We start from the raw sequence: 20,602 nt of genomic DNA on the forward strand, positions 1-20,602 counted from the left end.
AACAAAATAACTTCACACTACTTTCATCCATGACAAACATTTCTTTTCGCTATAAAAGAATAAGGTCGGACGTATCTATATAGTAATGCCAAAGATATCGGCAGACCAATTAATCGCTTTCGGCCTGTCCAATAGGTTGGAATTTTCCTAATAAAAAGAATGAGTTAGGTGACATGGACGAGGATAAACACGCTCAACGCATCATGACATACGGCGAATGTATGACGTTCCAGATTAATACTTGTTGGGGTTTTAAGTAAAAACAGGCCGGTTTGAGCGAGCTTCACGGTCGTTTTTTCAATAACCGGCGCCAACTGCAGTGAAAAATAGGCATATTTTTCGAAACTATCGCAATTTCGATGTAACACTTGGATGCACCATGGCAACGGTAAACACACAAAGCTATAGTTTTTGTATAGAAAACAACCTGTGCAGCATGAAATAGGGCTCATTGAAGAGCCCTATTAGCGGTAAGCGAAGCCACCCGAGCGTATCAGCCTGATTTCACCCAGGTCGGTTTAGAAGAGCTATCACTATTCCTTCTCAAACGCTCCCAAATCAGGTGTATTACCTTTATAAGGCAAGCCAACATCAACACCGGCATCGATTAAGTCGCTGCCAGATTTCAATCGGAACAGACCGGTATCAGGCAGGGTTCCGTCGGGATTACGCGCTACGGTTGCTTTGCTTAAATCCAGGCTCACAAAGTCACCACTACTAACCGACACACTTGAATCCCAGGAGTTATTGCGCGAATCATCATTATTTATATCCACGCCTCCACTGAGGGATATATTGTTGCGGAAGTAATGTTCACCGGAACTTACACTACCGCCAAAACCATAGTTAGTGCCATTTTGGTAAGAGACGTTGTTCATAACCGTTATGCCACCGGCATTATTGTTTTGATCAAATCCTTTCATCGGGTTGCCAAAGGCCACGGAATTGGTGATTTTGTTTTTAGCGATTACCCCATTGCCTCCCAGCTTGAAGCCGTTAGCATTACCATCGAAACCACCGTAGTTCCAGACATCGACACCGTTGCGGAAGGCCCAGCTTTTATCAACGGTAACCACTTGTGGGCTATCGTACATATCGAAGCCATCATCGGAGTTTTCCCAAGCGCGACAACCGTAAAAAGTGTTGCCAGCCCCTTGCGTTTGTTTCGGACCAAATCCATCGGCCATGCTGCCATTTTTCTTAGGGTCGTAATTACGGTAGGCATCGGAGTTAATCACCGTGGTGTAGGACCCACCTTTGTTGATTTCCAAACCTGTATTACGGTTGTTATGGAAAGCACAGTTTTCAAAAGTATTGTGCGCGCCTTCTACATAAACGCCCTGATAGCCAGCACGTGTAATTTCGATACCTTTAAAGTACCAATAGTCGCCGGTAAGGTGGAACCCGAAAGAGTTTTGTACCCACGCTTCTTCTGGGAATTGGAAGTCGATAACGGCACGGCCACAGTTTGCGGCAACCATTTTGATTTCCGATCCATTTTTACCGGATTTACTTAAGCTGATCGTATTTTTATTACCCGAACTATAAGTAACTTTATAAGTGCCCGGTTGCAACAAAATCATTTCGCCAGCGCCAACATCATCCAACGCGTCGCTAAAACTCATGGCGTTATTAAAACTACTGCCGTTACCATTGCCCGTGGGGGTTACATAGTAAGTACGTGATGCCGTTAGATTACTGCTTTCGGTACCACAACCCGTCACATAAGGGTCGGATGAATCTGAAGAGCTGGAACTGGACGAGCTTGACGGCGCTGAGGAACTAGACGAACTAGACGAACTAGACGAACTAGACGAACTAGACGAGTTGCTGCCACAATCACCAGCAGAAAGGTTAACCCCTTCAACACTTAAGTAATCAATATTCGCCAAGCCACTGCTGGTAGTTGCCGTCAGCTCAAGACTGTTCGCGCCCTGAACCAGATCCACATAAACAACCACAGTATCCCAATTGCTCCAACCACCGGTAGCAGTCAGATCAACCGTATAAATACCACCACTGCCATTGTTGATGCTCAAATCTCCAGGACGCGATGCGCCGCCACCATTGGCAAAACGGAATTCAAGCTTGTACGTATCACTGTTAGCGGCATCGATACTCCAAACAATACTCGTACCGTTTGAGTTATCGGTATTGGCGTAACCAGAACCGGTATAACCGCGATTTGAACTTTCCGAAGAGTCGCCATCGACAGAACAGAAACCGGCCTCTTCTTCTTGAACCGTTAATACCGAGACTACACTGCTCGATGAACTGGATACAGAAGAGCTTGAGCTGCTAACCGATGAACTCGAGCTAGACACAGAGGAGCTGCTACTCGAAACTGACGAACTACTGCTTGAAACAGAAGAACTACTACTCGATACGGAAGAGCTACTTGAACTAACAGAAGAGCTGGAAGATGATACGGAACTACTGGAAGAAGAAACGGGGCCATCACAAGACGCTACTGACACACTAGGGCCAGTAATTTCAATGTAATCTATATTACCCAAGCCGGAACTTTGATTCGCTTCCAAACGTAATGCTTTATAGCCACCAGCCAAATTCAGCACCACCGATGTTGTATCCCAACTTGACCAAGAGCCGGTGCCGTTAAACGATTCGGTAGAAATATTAGAACCATTCAAACTGAGAACACCCGAACGATCGGTTGATGAGCCGTTGGCAAAACGCCACCGAATAGTGTACTCCCCTGCACCGCCATTCACTGCCCAGTCAATTCCATTACCATTAGAGTTGGACGTGTTCGCAAAGCCGCTGCCCGTGAAGCCTCCGTTATTGGTATCGACAGAACCGTCTACACCACAGTAACCGCTGGCATTTTCTTGAATGGTAACCGTTGCGTTCGCGCCTGTTGACGACGAGCTAGAGCTAACTGAACTAGAAGAACTGCTTACACTAGAAGAGCTACTCGAAACCGAACTGCTGGAACTCGGTGTACTACTAGAACTTGAAGAACTCACAGAACTTAATGAGCTACTCACACTTGACGAACTACTCGGCATAGACGAAGAACTGCTAGCACCCGAGTTTTCTGCATAGGTTTCAAACTCCGCCACTGTGGGCATACCGCTTGAACTGGTAACTTCAAAATTTAATTTTTTAACGTTTATGCTGCTGAAATTAACAACACCGGCACCGCTGCCAGACATGACTTCATCGCCATTATCGTGATTCACCAGTTTCCAACTGGTGATATTGCCTTCATACCCGGCGGCTTCACGAATAATCACCGAACTAACAGAGGTTGCAGAACCCCACTTGATAGAGACACTACCAGTAGAACCGCTTGGTGCCCAGTAACTACTGAGATTACCATCGCGAACGTTACCATAACTGGAGCCACTGGCTTTACTAGAACCGTCTGAACCGGCATTTAAACTCAGGTTATCCGCAGCCGCAGCTAAACCGACACTGAAAACAAATGAAAGCCCGACAGCACCCGTAAGTGCGCCTAGATATTTTTTCATTACAATAATCCTCATTATATTAGTTATTGATGGAAGCAAATTTACACAATTATTCTTAATTCTGGCGGAAGAGTCTAACGCAAACCATTGAGGACATCTTTGCGCAAAAATACAAAAAGTCCATACCAACAACCACGCTAAGGTTGGATACGATTAAACAACGCAATTACACGGTTTTTAGATGGTACTTAACTTCAAATACAAGAACAGAAAGCCAAATCGAATAACTGAAATAACACTTCAAGAAATTTTATTTCAGTTGTTGAACCAGAACTAACACGCCCTATGTACAATTAAAAAGCCAAATATCAAGGAGTCGCTAGAAAAATCGAACCCAACCAGTACTAATTTCGAACTAAAAAAGGCTCCCGAGGGAGCCTTTTGTTTTTCATAGTTATCTCAAGTACTAACTCAAGCTCGACTTACTGACAGCTTGAAGGAGCACCGGAAATAACAGAGTGATCACCATCGCTGTAGCTGGACAAGTAAGGCGTCGCTCCACCTTTACCAGCAGTCGCTAATACGTAATCACGCAGATCACTACCAACAGAGAAACGGTTGCCACTAATAGTGCTTCTAGATGCAGAGTTATAGGCGCCGTTTACGTCAGGTGTACTACCTTCTGAATAATTCAAAGACGCTGAGCTTCCCGCAATTTCACAATTAGAGTTGGACTCGTAAACGGAAGTTCCTGTGACCTTAATACCACCGTCGCTCACAACATCAGCAAGAATATTTTCTACCCAATCACCCAGGTCATCGCCTTTGCTGTTATCCACGTTGTTCAAGAACATGTTGTTCTCAACAACCGCAGCACCACCAACACGAACACTCATCAAGTCTTTACGGTAACCGTAAAAAACGTTGTTGATCAGGTGAGTGGTACCACGACGCAGTAACGGTACACGACGCATTGCGTTGAACTTGCTATCGCCGAAGTACTGATCTTCAGTCACAAACAGGTTACCCAACATGGTGCTGGTAATCTGAGAATTGATAGTGCGGCTATCGCTAGAACCGTGCAAAGAAGCACGCTTCACATTGAGCAGTTTGTTGAAGGAGATCGTTACGTCGTAACCACCCACTTTAATATCAAACGCAGCATCACCAGTATTATCGAAAGTATTCTGGTGAATCCATACATCGTGAGATTCGCCGGTTACTCGAATCATGTCTGGATCAAGACCGTGATCTTCGGTGTGACCAACGCCACGGAAGTCAAGGTTAGTCAAAATCACGTTATCAGTCGTATAGGTAGCCTTACCACTGCTGTCTGAACCAAGCTTGAAGCCGTTAAATAAGAAGTAAGCGTTCGAGCCACGACCATCAATCGTCGTATTGGAATCGATCAAGTGGTTGCGTATTGGCAGATCACCATCGTTCAGGTCACCGTTAAAGAAGTCTTCTAGACAGCTTTCAGAACCACCACAGGTACCGATAGGATCGCGACACTGGGCTGCACTCATGCCGAGAGCGCTCTGCACGGAAGAGTCGTCACAGTAGGTAGCATGCATAGAGATCGCCTTCTCATTACGGAAGTCGTCTTTATCGAACACAACCCAAGTGTGGTCTGTTGAAGAAATCGCATCCAAAATTTGCTGCTCTGGGAAATCATCGGTAATGATGACCAGCTTGCTGCCGCCGTTGGAGTTGTAGCCACCGGTTGCGTTCTCACCGTAACCTACGGGAGTACCCAGAGATTCAGACAGACACTGGATGATTTGCTGATCGCTCTGCAAACCAGTTTCACGCCAGTTTACGTTTGGATCGTTAACCAATACTTCACAATCATCACCGGAAATAGGTGGAGACGTAGGCTGTGCAGTCGGTTCGGCAGTAGGTGTTGATGTTGGCTCTACCGTTGGTTCAGCGGTTGGCACGATGCCACCACAGGATGCAGCGGCTGCATTCGGGCCCGTTACTTCGATGTAGTCGATGTTACCCAAACCAGAATCTTGGTTAGCCACCAAGCTCAAGTTTTTGTATCCACCAGCCAAATTCAAATTAACAGAAGTGGTATTCCAAGAACTCCAAGAACCGGTTCCAGTGAAATCTTCAGTTGAAACACTTGAACCATTTGAACTCAATACACCAGAACGGTTGTCGGAAGCACCGTTAGCAAAACGCCAGCGAATGGTATAAGTACCTGCATCACCAGTAATCGCCCAGTTAACGCTCTTGCCACTTGCATTATCAGTATTGGCAAAACCACTACCTGTATACCCAGAGTTATTGCTGTCAATACCACCGTCAACACCACAGAATCCGTTATCACCTTCTTGAATGGTGAATGTTCCTACTGGAGCCGAAGTTGGTTCAACTGTTGGCACTGCTGTTGGCACTGCAGTCGGCACCGGAGTTGGCTCTGCGGTTGGTACTGGTGTTGGCTCGGCGGTAGGCGTTACAGCACCACTACAATCACCTTGCGCAATACCGTAACCGGTCAACTCAAGCTTGTCGATATTCGCTAAACCGCTGCTGCCCGTAGCAACCAAGTTTACTTCGTTATAGCCGGCAGTTAACTGAAGCGTTACAACAGAGCTGTCAGTGTAATTACCCCAACCACCCGTGGCATTCAAGCTAACACTCTCAGTGTTGTTTCCATTGATATTGAAAACACCGTCACGCGCACTGGAACCGCCGTTTGCATAAGTAACAACAGCGCTGTAGTCACCATCGGCGTCTACAACAACGCTGTACTTAACAGCAGTATCTGATGCGTTAGTGGTGTTGGCATAACCGCTACCGGTGTAGCCGCTGTGGTCGTTTTCAACGTTGCCATCAACACTACAGAAACCAGAGTCATTTTCTTGCAGCGTTAAGCTCGCTTCAGGAGATGATGTTGGTACGGCAGTGGGTACCGCTGTGGGCACAGGCGTTGGTTGTGCGGTTGGTTGAGCAGTAGGCTCAGCTGTTGGTTGTGCATCACCATCGTATGAAAGACTGATGTAATACAAGTTCATTGAATTATCTTTCGAAATTGAATGACTGCCTGCGGATAGTTCTACAGTAAGAACACCATCAGATACAGCACGGCTTGTACCATTAATTTTGATATCGCCATCTTCACCTTCATTAAACACTAATACCAGTTCGGCATCTGCACCAGAAGTAAACGTGATAGATGTGCTCGATTCAATTTTTAGCGCTTCAGTTAAGGTTAAACCGGCGTAATTTACAGTACCTTTTGAAGATGAAAGGTTGCCAGAAATATCAAAAAAGTCGCTAGACGTTCCCGACGCTGTGATGTTTAACACTTCATCACCACCAGGCACACCAGGTTCTGAAGTAGGCTCAGAGGTTGGGTCAACTGAAGGCTCTGTAGTAGGCGTTGAAGTAGGCTCTGGAATGGTTACGTCACATGAACCATCTGATACGGCCATGTTGGTGTAAGCGCCCGCGGTATTAGCAACCATATTCGGTACACACGAAGCATCGTCCAACGTGTACGAGTATGGAATGCTGATAGAGGTCGTAGACTGTACGTTTGGACCTGCAGGGTGATTGTCATCACCTTCTTCAGTCCAAGTAACGTTGTCAAAGATATTACCGCTCACGTCCCAGTAACCCATATCGTTCACATAGAATGTGCCGATGGGGTTCTTGGCATCTTCAAAGTAGTTGTTGTCTACTTTAGCTTTGCCGCCTTTACGTGAGTTAATACCCGACTTGTTAATTCCGTCGTAGTGGTTGTTGTAGATGTGGGCCGTAGCGCCACGCAACAAAGGAACACGGGAATCAATATTAATGTAGTGGTTATGATGATAAGTCACAGGACCGTTACCCAGGTCGCCACTGCTAGAACCTACCAAGCCGCCTCGGCCAGAGTTCATCAATACACTGTAAGACAGGGTTACATAGTTGGTATCGGCTTTCATATCGAACAAGCCGTCGTAACCTTCGTTCTCGCCACCAAAGGCTTCAAGCGTTACGTGGTCAACCCATACGTTAGACACGTTGGATTCCATACCGATAGCATCACCACCGTTAGAGGTAGTGCCGCCAGATTTTTTCACGTCGCGGATATGCAGGTTACGCAAAATAATGTTGGAGGAGTTGCGAATGTGTACACCGATCTCGTCGAACAGTGCGCCGCTACCAACACCGATAATGGTGATGTTTTGGATTTCTTTCAGCTCAATAACACCGTCAGCGGTATTGCAACTACCACTGAACTTGGAGGTGTTACCCGGGGTAATAGTACCCTCTACCTCAATAATCAGCGGAGTATCGTCTGCCGCACGATTACAAATAGCTTGGTGAATATCCGAGCCGGTGTTTGCGGAAACAACTTTACCGCCGTTCCCACCGGTGGTGCCACCGTTAAGTGATGCGAAACCATTTGCTGCTTCAGCCGATGCTGACGCAGAAAATACGCCGCCCAGCGCTAGTGCAAAGGCGCCCGCGAATAGGTTTAATTTTCTCATGTAGTTACCCTTCAATAGTGCTTTTATTTTATTGCTCTTATTAGTCACATCTTGATGCCAGTTGCATCGACTAATGCGAAGGTGGCTTACCTGAGGCGCTGCCTCTTTTTAGCCGGGTGAAATACCTTTCAATGACGATCTGACACGCGATACATCAGCGGCAGAAAATTGACTCGTCGACCAATTATTATTCTGGTTGTCCTTATTGGTATTACCAGTCTATCCAATTTACCGTCATTGTAAAGCCAATTTAGGCATTTATTGTTTAAATATAAAATATGAGGCCCCCATTAACAGCTGCATACATGTATGACACCTAAATCATTCTTCCTAGATAAAACAGCCTAAAGCTGAGAGTTTTTAACTAGTGGCTGTAAAAATATTCGGCAGACCAATTTCAGGAATAGGTCTGTCCAATTATGGTTTTTGTGAGCAAAAATAGCGACTTACACGCCAAAATACTGGCACGCACCAGAACAGGGAGGTGTGACGACAAAATTAACAGGGGTACAGGAAAATTCTAAGAGTATTAAGGAAGTATTAAGACGCAATGATTGGAGGTTTCTAGGGGATTTTTTGGGGGAATTTTCATATATGACTACTAAACTAGCCATGGTTAGTACTTTTACTTGATCCGCGGCATACGACCCGACCACCACGGATGGCAGAAGGTCAGAAAATGCAGGAGCAATTTTCTGCAGTACATCCTGACAACTCCGCTCACGCACATGACGTGCATGGATGCTCTAATGCAGCGGTTGCATGGATGCAAATGAGCTGTCCATGTGCTCCACGTCATAAGTACATCCTGTCAACGCCGTTCACGCACATCCATGTGCTCCACGGCATAAGTACATCCTGTACAAAAGAAAAGGGCTCCCGAGGGAGCCCTAAGAACCTACTCGAAGGAACGAGAGAACACTACTGACATCCAGACGGTGCGCTAGCCACTACTTGCGAAATACTGGCAGCGCCCGACACTAGCCAAGGCTCCACACCACCCTTACCGGCGGTTGCGAACAGGTAATCCGCTAGGTCTTGCCCTGCAGACATACGGTAAGAACCGATGTTGCTCTGCGAGGTAGAACTGTACTGAGACATCATGTTTGGCGTACTGCCATCACTCTTAGTCAAATCACCGGAAGAACCCTGAATCTGGCAATTAGAGTTGGCCATCCATACGTAGCTGCCCCATACATCCAAGCCGCCTTCACGGAAGTCGCGCAGCAAGTTTGTAATAAAGTAATCAATATCATCACTGTTATCGTTGTTCGCCGCTTCAGTTGCGTTGTTCATTACAACGTTATTCTCGAATGCAATTCGACCACCTACACGTACACTCAAGATATCCTTACGGTAGTTGTAGAACACGTTATTGAATATATGACTCTGACCACGACGCATCAGCGGTACACGGCGCAGAGTTTCAAACGCGCTGTCGCTGTAGTACTGGTCTTCAGTAACAAACAAGTTGTTGTGGATCGTTGTGGTGATCTGCTCATTAATCGTTCGGCTGTCGCTTGAACCATGCAGAGCTGCACGCTTAACGTTAACTAGCTTGTTGAAAGAAATACTAATGTCATATGCACCTACCTTCACATCAAAAGCCGAATCGCCCGTGGTGTCGAAGGTGTTTTGGTGGATCCAGATATCGTGAGACTCACCGGTAGAGCGAATCATATCTGGGTCTAGATTGTGGTCTTCAACATGGCCAACACCAACAAACTTGTTGTTGGTAATAATCACGTTCTGAGACTGGTGAGTAGAAGCACCGCTGCTATCCGCACCAATTTTGAAACCATTGAATACGAAGGTAGCGTTAGTGCCACGACCATCGATAGTGGTATTGCTGTCGATCAGGTAGTTGCGCACAGCCAGTGAACTATTATTCATCTCATCATTGAAGAATGTATCCAAACAGCTAGCACTGGAAACACCATTCGCAGAACACCAAGCGTATGGATCGCGACATTGCGACGCACTCACGCCCAAATCAGAAGCCAAGTCGGAAGAATCACAGTAAGGGCGGTACATCATCAACTGAACTTCGTTACGGAAGTCGTTTTTGTCGAACACAATCCAGTTATATTCCGACGAGGAGATAGCCGCAAGAATTTGATCTTCAGGATTGCTGCTAGTGATGATCACCAAATTGCTGCCACCGTTAGCATTGTAACCACCGGTAGTGTTCTCACCGAATCCAACCGGCTTACCCAGCGACTGAGACAGACACTGAATAATTTCTTGGTCAGACTGCAGAGAAGTATCGCGCCAGTTAACGTTAGGATCGTTAATCAAAGCATCACACTGATCACCAGAAACTGAGCTGGAACTGCTAGATACAGAACTAGAACTGCTGGAAACAGAGCTAGAGCTGCTGCTCACTGAAGAAGAGGACGAAGAAACCGAACCGTCACATGATGCAACCGAAACGTTAGGACCTGTCACCTCAAGATAATCCACATTACCCAAGCCAGAACCCTGGTTAGCCTGCAAACGCAACTGCTGGTAACCACCAGAGAGGCTCAGATTAACAGAGGTAGTCGCCCAGGTAGTCCAACCACCGGTGCCTACATAATCTTCCGTAGAAATATTGCCACCGTTGGAACTCAACACACCAGAACGATTAGTCGTTGAACCATTGGCATAGCGCCAGCGGAAAGTGTAAGTACCTGCATCACCCGTTATAGCCCAGTTAATGCCTGCGCCATCAGCGTTGTCAGTATTTGCAAAACCGTTACCCGTGTAACCACTGTTATTGCTGTCGATAGAACCGTCAACACCACAGAAACCGGTAGCACCCTCCTGAATAGTAATTGTGCCACTTGCAACGCTGCTGCTAGAAGAACTGGAAGAGCTAGAACTGCTGGAAGAACTTGAGCTGCTAGATGAACTTGAAGAGCTAGAGCTGCTAGAAGAACTTAAGCTGCTTACAACACTGCTAGAGGAGCTAGAGCTAGAGCTAGTGCAGCCGCCAACAACTCCGTATGGGCTTGGCTGGCTGTTACACGTATTAACACCAATACAGCTTTGGCTGTTTTCCCAACCCCAACCGTCTTGAGCAACATCGCACACAGGGTACAGGTTACCGTACCAGTTACACTGAGACGCGCCAGCAGAACAGCTACTGACAGAAGAACTGCTGGAGCTGCTTACCGAAGAGCTGGAAGAAACAGAAGAGCTGGAGCTGCTGCTAGAGGATGAACTGCTTGAGCTGGAGGATGAAGCCCCCCCCTCGTAGGCAAGGCTAATGTAATACAGGTTCATTACATTGCCTTTTGTAATGGAATGGCTACCTGCTGCCAGATCTACCGAAAGTACACCGTTGGATACAGCACGGCTTGCACCATCAATGTTGATACTTCCGCTTTCACCTTCATTAAATACCAGCGTTAAAACACCAGCCGCTGCAGAAGCAAAGGTGATGGATGTGCTCGATTCTATTTTCAGTGCTTCCGTTAAGGTTAAACCGTTGTAATTTACGGTACCTTTTGAGGACGATAGGCTGCCAGAGATATTGAAGAAGCTACTGGACATACCTGACTCTGTGATATTCAACACTTCATCGCCATCCGGCGCAATGCTGGAGCTGCTAGAGCTAACAGAAGAACTGGACGAAACCGAGCTGGAGCTGCTCACGCTTGAAGATGAACTGGACGAAGTCACAGTACAAGAACCATCGGAAGTCAGCATGCCATTATTGGCACCAGCCGTTGTCAACACGATCTGAGGAACACAACCGCCGTCATCCAGCTGATAGCCGTAAGGAATACTAATAGACGTAGTAGATGAAGGGTTAGGTCCAGCGGGGTGGTTCTTATCACCGTCGGCTGTCCAAGTCACACTGTCTGTAAAGACGTTACCGCTCACATCCCAATAACCCATATCATTGGTATAGAAAGTACCAATAGGGTCTTTAGCATTTTCGAAGTAGTTATTCTGGGCCTTCATCTTGCCGCCAATACGCGGGTTCATGCCAGAAGAATTGATTCCATTAAAGTAGTTGTTGTACGAGTGCGCAGTAGCAAAACGCAGCAGTGGCGTACGGGAATCAATGTTGTAGTAATAGTTATGGTGATAGGTTACCGGGCCGTTAGCGTCATCGCCATCGCCGGAACCGACCAAACCACCTCGGCCAGAGTTTTTCAGAATGCTGTAGGAAAGCGTTACGTATTTGGTGTTGTTCTTCATATCGAACAAGCCATCGTAACCTTCGCTTTCTCCACCAAACGCTTCAAGCGTTAAATGGTCAGCCCATACGTTAGAAACGTCGGCTTCCATACCAATAGCATCACCACCGTTCGACGTTGTGCCGTTGGATTTTTTAACATCACGAATGTGCAGGTTTTGCAGGATGATGTTTGAAGACGCGCGAATGTGAATGCCAATTTCATCGAAAAGCGCACCGCTGCCTACACCAACGAGGGTAATATTGCTGATTTCTTTCAGTTCAATTACACCGTCAGCCGTATTACAGCTACCGCTTACTTTAGCGGTGTTGCTTGGAGTGATAGTACCCTCAACCTCAATAATGATGGGCGTACTTTCTGAAGCTCGATTACACAAAGCTTCGTGAATTTGAGTACCTGTGGTAGCCCGCACTACCGAACCGCCTTGCCCACCAGTTGTACCACCATTTTGAGTGGCAAAACCCGTAGCCGCAGAAGCGGAACCACAAGCAAAAACGAGTCCGATCGCGCCAGCAAGCGCGCCTAGAGTTTTTTTCATTGTGACGACCTTAAAATTATTAATTATTTGTTTAATCAGTCACAACAAGTGCTGTAAGCACAGACTGATTGAGGTCAGCAGAGTAAAACCTGTGGTTTTACCTACTTTTTAAAGAGGCAACCTTCCTATTCCGAACCAATGTAGAAATGCCAGCGGCTATTATTTTTGACTAGATTAAGCTGACAGATTCGTCCGGATACCACAATTGGTATTCCCTTTGGTTAGGCCAGTTTATCCAATAAAAGTAAGTTGTAAAGCCAATTTGAGCAATATAGAGCCAAACCACCGATAATCACTTATAAGAATGCGTCTAAACGAGAACTTTAGCGATAAAAAACCGGACTTTTGACTTATTTTTAAACCCAAGAATTATTAATACGCTGGCTCGTAATTCCAACAAAATATCATGGTCATACCAATACAGCCATTCGATAGGCCGAAAGACTGACTAATTGGTAAGCCCAAAAACGAATTAGGTAATCATTAGCATGAGGAAACGCCCCTTAAGACGGGGCTAAAGGGAAAAACAGCTAGAGAAAACAGCTTAGAACGTAAATAGTATTAGAAAAAATACGCTATCTAAAATACTTGCGCACAGTTGCCAGTGCACCCAACTCGCACAAACGCTCAAGCCAGTGGGTTACGCCCTTTATAAAGATCGTATTACCTGGCAAGTCTTGACCAAACACCTGCGGTATACCAACAATTGATTTCACCAAAGCGGCAGGGTTACCAATGTTTGCCTCACACAACTTGCGCAACTTCGATGCAAGGGGGTCACGCACATCAATGGCTGCGCCCTGTTCGTCTACGCCACTGACGTAACGTATCCAAGCGGCAACACCGAGACAGATCACATCAATATTTCCATCACCCCTAAGTTGATCACGCAGAGTATCCAACCAGCGTTGAGGCACTTTTTGTGATCCATCCATTGCGATCTGCCAAGTGCGGTGCTTCAAACCCCGATTAGCGAAACGGTCTCGCAACTGCCGCTTGTATTCAGCAATATCAAAATCGGCTGGTGGCGCAATGGTTTGCCCCGCTTCACGGTCCATAAAAATTTCACACAGCTTCACAAAAGCCGGCTCTGCCATAACATCGCTAACCGTTTCACAGCCGGCCAAATACCCTAGGTACGCGAGAAGCGAGTGACTACCATTTAGTAAGCGGAGCTTCATGTGTTCAAAGACTTCTACGTCTTCAACCATTAACGCACCCACCTTTTCCCAAAGCGGACGACCGTTACAAAAGTTGTCTTCAATCACCCATTGAATAAAAGGCTCAGTTGTTACCATGCCTTCGTCGCGCATACCTAAATGCTCTTCAAGCGCGTTGAGATCTTCTTCGGTTGTAGCAGGCACAATGCGATCGACCATCGTGCATGGAAAGGTAGTGTTCGCCTTAATCCAAGCCTCCAAGTTTTTGTCGTGCAGCCCGGCAAAATGCAGAATGACTTTTTCTAATACCTTACCGTTATTGGGCAAGTTGTCGCAGCTGAGTAACGTTGGGCTTTTAACCCCATTCTCCATGCGCTTTTTGAGAGCGGCCACAATATAGCCAGGCGTGGATTTGGGGCTATCGATATTTTTAAGGTCGTGCTGAATATGCGGGTGACGGACATTAAGGCAACCTGTAGCCGGGTCGTGACAATACCCCTTCTCAGTTACCGTCATGGAGATGATTTTGATTTTATCGTCTGCCAGCATCTCCACCACATGAGCCGGATATTCCGGCCCAACGCACTCACTAACAACTGAACCGACAATTTGAATGTGTTTTTCATCATTATCGCGAACCACAACGGAATACAAACCGTTTTGCGGGTCGAGCTGATCTCGCACTCTACCGGAACGTAAATCGCCGCCAATTATGCCCCAGTCACCACCAAACTGTTCCAACACCCGATCGGTGAATACCGCTTGGTGAGCGCGATGAAAGGCACCTATTCCAATATGAATAATGCCAGGCTTAACTTGCAGAAAATCGTACCCCGGCTTTTGTACATCAGCCGGGACGCTATCGAGGGTATATTGATTCAGTCGTGTCATAGGTTACATCTAACTACAGTAGTTTACAGCTTGCGGGCTTTCGTCGGCAGATTGTACGTTAGGCATTTGGCGACTTCCAGTGCTTCGCCTTTTGGCAAACGGTACTCCGCTACTAACTGACCTAGGAAAGTACGAGTGTCATCATTGAAACCAGGGGCGTTGTAGGATCCGCCAGTTTCTGTCACTTGCTCACGGAAACGACGAATACCTTCAGGGCGGTCGTGAAACCACCCGCTATCGACTATTTTATTATCAGCTCACCGCTGGTTAACAACAACTACGAACACCGCATTCCCGATTACAGCAACTATATTAAAACCCATGCCGGCGTTTGATCTGCATTATCTGAGGGTAAGTTTGACCTGTATTATCTGAAGATAAAACTGTCTATAATTTCCAGCCAGTATTTTTTACCTCGGTAGCAACCCTCCAGCCATTCACACAGAGGACGAATAAATGAGCTTTATTCACGACGATTTTTTGCTTGATACACCTCAGGCGAAAACTTTGTATCACGATTACGCGGCTGACATGCCCATTATCGATTACCACTGTCACTTACCCCCCGCCCAAGTGGGTGAAAACACGCAGTTTTCCAACCTCTATGCGATTTGGCTGGCAGGCGATCACTACAAGTGGCGTGCCATGCGTTCTAACGGTGTGAGCGAACATTACTGCACCGGTGGCGCCAGTGACTGGGAAAAATTCCAAAAATGGAGTGAAACGGTTCCCCACACCTTACGCAACCCCCTATACCACTGGACTCACTTAGAGTTACGTAAACCTTTTGGTATTACCGACCGCTTGCTTAACGGCTCGAACGCCAAGCAAACCTGGGATGAGTGTAACGAAATGCTGGCCCAACCTGAATTTAGCGCCCGCGGCATCATGCAAAAAGCCAATGTAAAATTGGTGTGTACTACCGACGACCCCATTGACGACTTGGCCCACCATAAGTCTGTCGCCGCCGATGCTAGTTTTAACACTGCCATGTTACCCACCTGGCGGCCAGACCGCGCTATGGCCGTTGAAGACGCCGCAGAGTACAACAATTATATCGACCGTTTAGGTGAAGTGGCCGACGTCACTATTAGTAGTTTTGATGACTTAATCACCGCTTTACGTGTTCGCCACGACTACTTCCAAGAAGCCGGTTGTCGTTTATCTGACCATGGTTTAGAGACCGTTTTCGCGGAAGACTATACCGAAGCCGAAATCAAAGCGATTTTTACTAAAGTGCGCGGTGGCAACGAACTGAGCCAAGACGAAATAAAACAATTTCAGTCGTGTATGTTGGTTGAATTTGCATTGTTAGATCACGAAAAAGGCTGGGTACAGCAGTTCCACATTGGCGCTATTCGCAACAACAACCCTCGCCTGTTCCGCTCGCTCGGCCCAGACACCGGTTTTGACTCCATAGGTGACCATTGTTACGCCAAATCTTTGTCAAAATTCCTTGGCCGTTTAGATGATGAAAACAAACTGGCTAAAACCATTTTGTATAACCTAAACCCACGTGATAACGAAGTTATCGGCACTATGATTGGTAACTTCCAGGACGGCTCTGCCGCTGGCAAGATCCAATTTGGTTCTGGCTGGTGGTTCTTGGATCAAATGGAAGGCATGACCCGTCAAATTGAAGCTTTGAGCCAACTCGGTTTGTTAAGCCGTTTTGTAGGTATGTTAACCGATAGCCGCAGCTTCTTAAGTTACTCACGCCACGAGTACTTCCGTCGCTTGCTGTGCCGTATTTTAGGCCGCGATATGGTTAACGGTTTTGTGCCAGACGATACCGCTATGGTTGGCGCAATGGTGAAGGACATTAGCTTTAATAACGCCAATGAATACTTCCCGTTTGAAGTGCCTAAATAACGGCCAAATTTAAAACGGCTCGCAAGGGTTGTTTAACTTTTAAAATGCTCGCTTCGGCGGGCATTTTTTTTGCCTTCGATTTTTCTCCTAATGAAAAAACCAACCCTTCAATTGGCACTAGGCGAGTGAAGCATCCAGACCTTCGCGGCATACTGTCCATCCTTGGACATAAAAAAGCCCGAGATTTCTCCCGGGCTTTTTACAAATCATTTTACGTCCGCTTAGGGACTATTAACGGTCTACGCGAGCACCGCCACCGCCAACGATTTTTTCAACTTCTTTCAGGCTAGCTGTGGTGGTATCACCAGCAGTGGTCATCGCCAACGCACCATGAGCCGCGCCGTAGTTAACCGCTTTATCAGCGTCGCCGAATTCCATCCAACCGTAAATCAAGCCAGAAGCGAAGCTGTCTCCACCGCCAACGCGGTCCATGATTTCCAGATTTGGGCGATGCTGAGCTTCGAAAAACTCACCGCCAGCCCAAGAGATAGCACCCCAGTCATTAACGGTAGCCGTCTTAACGCCACGTAGAGTGGTTGCAGTCACTTTAAAGTTCGGGAATTCAGAGGTGGCTTTGTCGATCATGGACTTGAACTTGTCGATTTCCAAGTTAGTCAGATTGTCATCAACACCTTCAACGTGGAAACCTAAGCAAGCCGTAAAGTCTTCTTCGTTACCAATCATGACATCAACGTATTGAGCCAAACGACGGTTAACTTCCTGTGCTTTCTTCTCACCACCGATAGACTTCCACAGCGATGGACGATAGTTCAGGTCGTAAGAAATAATGGTGCCGTGCTTTTTAGCCGCGATCATAGCTTCTTCAACAACGTCTGCAGTGGTGGCAGACAGTGCAGCGAAGATACCGCCGGTATGCAACCAACGAACGCCCTTGTTACCGAACAGGTCTTCCCAATCGATGTCGCCTTTCTTCAACTGCGAAACAGCCGTGTGACCACGGTCAGAACAACCTACCGCACCACGAATACCGAAGCCGCGCTCGGTGAAGTTCATGCCGTTACGACAAGCCTGACCCAAGCCATCGTACTCAGCCCACTTGATCATTGGCTCCAAGCCACCCTGAAGAATCAAGTCTTCTACTAAACGACCTACGGGGTTATCTGCCAGTGCCGTTACAATCGCAGTGCGCTTGCCAAAGCAACGACGCAGACCGCGAGCAACGTTGTACTCACCGCCTCCTTCCCATGCACGGAATTGACGAGTGGTGTGGATACGGCCTTCACCTGGATCCAAACGCAACATTACTTCACCCAGTGATACTAGGTCGTATTGGCAGCTTTCTGCCGATTTAATATCTAAAACAGACATAACTGTTCCTCGTATATTTGTTAGTCAAAAAAGGTTTAAAGACTGTTTGCCAGCGCAACAGCTTCTTTTGTTAGGGTGCTGATCTCGCCAAACTTTTTATCGTTAATAAGATCAGATTTAACCATCCAGCTTCCGCCACAGGCGAGAACTTTAGGGAAGGCCAAGTACTCAAGAAGATTCTTGGCGCTGATGCCACCGGTAGGCATAAATTTCATGGTGTGGTACGGGCCTGCCAGCGCTTTAATGGTGTTTAAGCCACCGTAAGCTTCTGCTGGGAAGAACTTCACAACTTCCAAGCCGTAGTTCAAAGCGATTTCTATGTCAGAAGGCGTAGCGATTCCGGGGGTAATCAGAATGCCGTTCTTTGTACAGTAATCAACCACTTTTTCGTTAATGCCAGGAGACACCAAAGAGCTACAGCCTGCATCAACAGCAGCTTTAACTTGGTCGATACTACAAACCGTGCCCGCGATAACCTGGATATTGCCCAGCTTGGCCATGGCTTTCATTGAATCCAAGCCAGCAGCAGTACGGAAAGTAACTTCAGCGCAAGGCAAGCCGCCTTCGATCAGCGCTTCCGCCAAGGGAACTGCATCGGCAGCATCGTTAATGGCAACAACTGGGATAACTTTGAGTTGTCCAATTTTTTCTAGTTCAGCATGCATTGTTTTTTCTCCGTACAAACATGTTTCACATTTCATTAATAATGAATGGCTTATTTTTTTTACTTACAGTTTTACTCAAGGAACATGGCTACTTCGTCAAAGTGCGCGTGCATTGCTGCCGTTGCACCCTCAACATCACGCTCGATCAACGTTTCAACCAGGCGTTCATGGAACCCCTGAACCCCCTCCATTTGAGCGGGTGTCAGGCGCTTGTGTAAGCCCTTCCGAATAGACTCTCGAATGGCTCCACGCAGCGATTCCAGCAAGTGAACCATCATCGTGTTATGGGTAGCATGGGCAATGAGTAGATGAAACTTCACATCAAGATCGGCAAAGGCCTCAGCATCGTGCAGGTTTTCGCGCATCTCGCGAACAACACCGCTGAGACTCTGCAACTCCTCATTGGTACCGCGCTGAATGGCGAGACTCACGCCCTGAAGCTCCAACGCAACGCGAATTTCAGCAAACTCCCACGCTGCCCGGTTGTCTACCTGCATGACACGTTGAAAGTAGTTTAGTAGAGGCTCAGACGTTACAGGCTTTATTTTTGCCCGTTTGCCATTAGCCACCTCGATAATGCCCTGAGCCTCCAAACTTTTTAGAGACTCGCGAATAACGGCTCGGCTAGCGCCGAATCTTTCCGACAATTCGGCAATTGATGGCAAGCTATCGCCGTCAACCAAGTCATTTTCGTCTATATATTTCATTAGCTGCTCGTTTGCCTGGTCAACCAGGGTGAGCGACTTCAATCGAGTCAGCATGGTACTTACTTTCGTAGGTTAGATTTTGAATATTGCCCCAACCGATTGAATTACTGGTCGGCAGGTTATTATAATGCTCGCTATCAACCTATCTGATAGCCTGACCAATATACGACCAAAGCTGTACACTGTCAAGCCAATTTGGCGGCTGACAGAGAGCCTACACTACACTTAATACGGGGCAAAGCTCCCCCAAAACACTATACTTTTCAATAATTTAGATTCGACTGACCTTCAGCCGATGAACTGATTCAAGACAAAGGTGATTGAATGGCACGCATAGCAGCAATTGGCGAAGTAATGGTGGAACTCGCACCCCACCCCAGTACAGACGCCAGCGACAAAGACATCATGGCGCTAGGCTTCGCTGGCGATACTTTTAACACGGCCATTTACATGGCTCGAACCGGCATTCAAACGGAGTATGTCACCCTTCTGGGTGACGACCCCTACAGCGAAAAGATTTTCGACTTAGCCAAGGCTGAAAATGTCGGTACAAGCATGATGGAAACCATGGCAGGCCGCCTGCCAGGAATGTACGTGATTCGTAACTCACCGGATGGCGAGCGAGAGTTTTATTACTGGCGAAAGGAGGCGCGAGCACGTGAACTATTTGCTGCAAAAGCGCACACCGAAAACCTGATCAACCAGCTCAAAGAATGTGACTACGTGTACCTCAGCGGTATTACCCTAGCCATTATCAGCGACCATTCACGCTTAGTACTTTTACGCTTTATTAAAGAATACCGGGCTCAGGGCGGAACATTCTGTTTCGATATAAATTACCGCCCTCGACTCTGGGATAACGACCAAACCATGGCGCAATATGTGATGGCTGAGTTTATGGAGCATACAGATATAGCACTCCTCACTCTGGATGACGAAGCAATGCTGTGGGGTGATGGCTCCATTGATGCAACAATTGAGCGCTATAAAAACAACGGAATTAAAGAGCTGGTATTAAAACGCGGTGCGGAAGAGGTGGTTGCGTATGTGAACGGTGAAAAACTGCGCGTGCCCGTCTCCAAGGTTGATGGCGTTGTTGACACAACCGGCGCAGGGGACTCGTTTAACGCTGGCTATTTATCGGCGCGGGCGCAAGGGTTTTCCTATGAAGATGCCGCACGCCATGGAATTCATGTGGCATCGATTGTTATTCGTAACCGTGGCGCTATTGTCAAGAAAGCGAGCTTTAACGGTATGTATAATGGGCTGAATTAGTCACCCTACCCCAGCATACAAAAAGCCTCGGCGTTAAAGCCGAGGCTTTTTTGA

The 20,602-nt window shown here is 47.0% G+C and carries 10 protein-coding genes; 2 read left to right on the forward strand and 8 right to left on the reverse strand.

What is annotated here, in order from left to right:
* Positions 1 to 164: 164 nt before the first annotated feature.
* The 5 genes from H5336_RS05610 to H5336_RS05630 form a co-directional block, all read right to left on the reverse strand.
* Positions 165 to 368 carry a hypothetical protein gene (locus H5336_RS05610; protein WP_185232210.1) on the reverse strand — a complete coding sequence of 68 codons (204 nt, stop codon included), beginning with the start codon at positions 366 to 368 and terminating at the stop codon, positions 165 to 167.
* 165 nt (positions 369 to 533) lie between these two features.
* Positions 534 to 3,494 (reverse strand): right-handed parallel beta-helix repeat-containing protein, encoded by a 2,961-nt coding sequence (locus H5336_RS05615; protein WP_246439038.1) that lies wholly within the window; start codon positions 3,492 to 3,494, stop codon positions 534 to 536.
* A 422-nt stretch (positions 3,495 to 3,916) separates the two neighbouring features.
* Positions 3,917 to 7,921 carry a pectate lyase family protein gene (locus H5336_RS05620; RefSeq protein ID WP_185232214.1) on the reverse strand — a complete coding sequence of 1,335 codons (4,005 nt, stop codon included), beginning with the start codon at positions 7,919 to 7,921 and terminating at the stop codon, positions 3,917 to 3,919.
* 921 nt (positions 7,922 to 8,842) lie between these two features.
* Positions 8,843 to 12,649: a pectate lyase family protein gene (locus H5336_RS24005; protein WP_185232216.1), complete on the reverse strand. Its 3,807-nt coding sequence runs from the start codon at positions 12,647 to 12,649 to the stop codon at positions 8,843 to 8,845.
* A gap of 575 nt (positions 12,650 to 13,224) precedes the next feature.
* A complete protein-coding gene (locus tag H5336_RS05630) occupies positions 13,225 to 14,700 on the reverse strand; it encodes a mannitol dehydrogenase family protein (RefSeq protein WP_185232218.1) in 1,476 nt (491 codons plus the stop codon).
* A 456-nt stretch (positions 14,701 to 15,156) separates the two neighbouring features.
* Here H5336_RS05630 and uxaC point away from each other — a divergent pair, with 456 nt between their 5' ends.
* On the forward strand, positions 15,157 to 16,572 hold the full coding sequence (uxaC, locus tag H5336_RS05635) for a glucuronate isomerase (RefSeq protein WP_185232220.1): 1,416 nt from the start codon (positions 15,157 to 15,159) through the stop codon (positions 16,570 to 16,572).
* A 231-nt stretch (positions 16,573 to 16,803) separates the two neighbouring features.
* Here the strand turns inward: uxaC and H5336_RS05640 are convergent, their stop codons facing one another.
* The 3 genes from H5336_RS05640 to H5336_RS05650 form a co-directional block, all read right to left on the reverse strand.
* The gene (locus H5336_RS05640; RefSeq protein WP_185232222.1) at positions 16,804 to 17,901 is read right to left on the reverse strand and encodes a sugar kinase; all 1,098 of its coding nucleotides are present in this window, start codon (positions 17,899 to 17,901) and stop codon (positions 16,804 to 16,806) included.
* Between the two features lie 35 nt (positions 17,902 to 17,936).
* A complete protein-coding gene (eda, locus tag H5336_RS05645; protein ID WP_185232224.1) occupies positions 17,937 to 18,566 on the reverse strand; it encodes a bifunctional 4-hydroxy-2-oxoglutarate aldolase/2-dehydro-3-deoxy-phosphogluconate aldolase in 630 nt (209 codons plus the stop codon).
* Between the two features lie 71 nt (positions 18,567 to 18,637).
* Positions 18,638 to 19,327: a FadR/GntR family transcriptional regulator gene (locus H5336_RS05650; RefSeq protein WP_185232226.1), complete on the reverse strand. Its 690-nt coding sequence runs from the start codon at positions 19,325 to 19,327 to the stop codon at positions 18,638 to 18,640.
* A gap of 270 nt (positions 19,328 to 19,597) precedes the next feature.
* Here H5336_RS05650 and H5336_RS05655 point away from each other — a divergent pair, with 270 nt between their 5' ends.
* A complete protein-coding gene (locus H5336_RS05655; protein WP_185232228.1) occupies positions 19,598 to 20,548 on the forward strand; it encodes a sugar kinase in 951 nt (316 codons plus the stop codon).
* Positions 20,549 to 20,602 lie beyond the last annotated feature (54 nt).

This window comes from Teredinibacter franksiae (genome assembly GCF_014218805.1).
Taxonomy (GTDB): Bacteria; Pseudomonadota; Gammaproteobacteria; order Pseudomonadales; family Cellvibrionaceae; genus Teredinibacter; species Teredinibacter franksiae.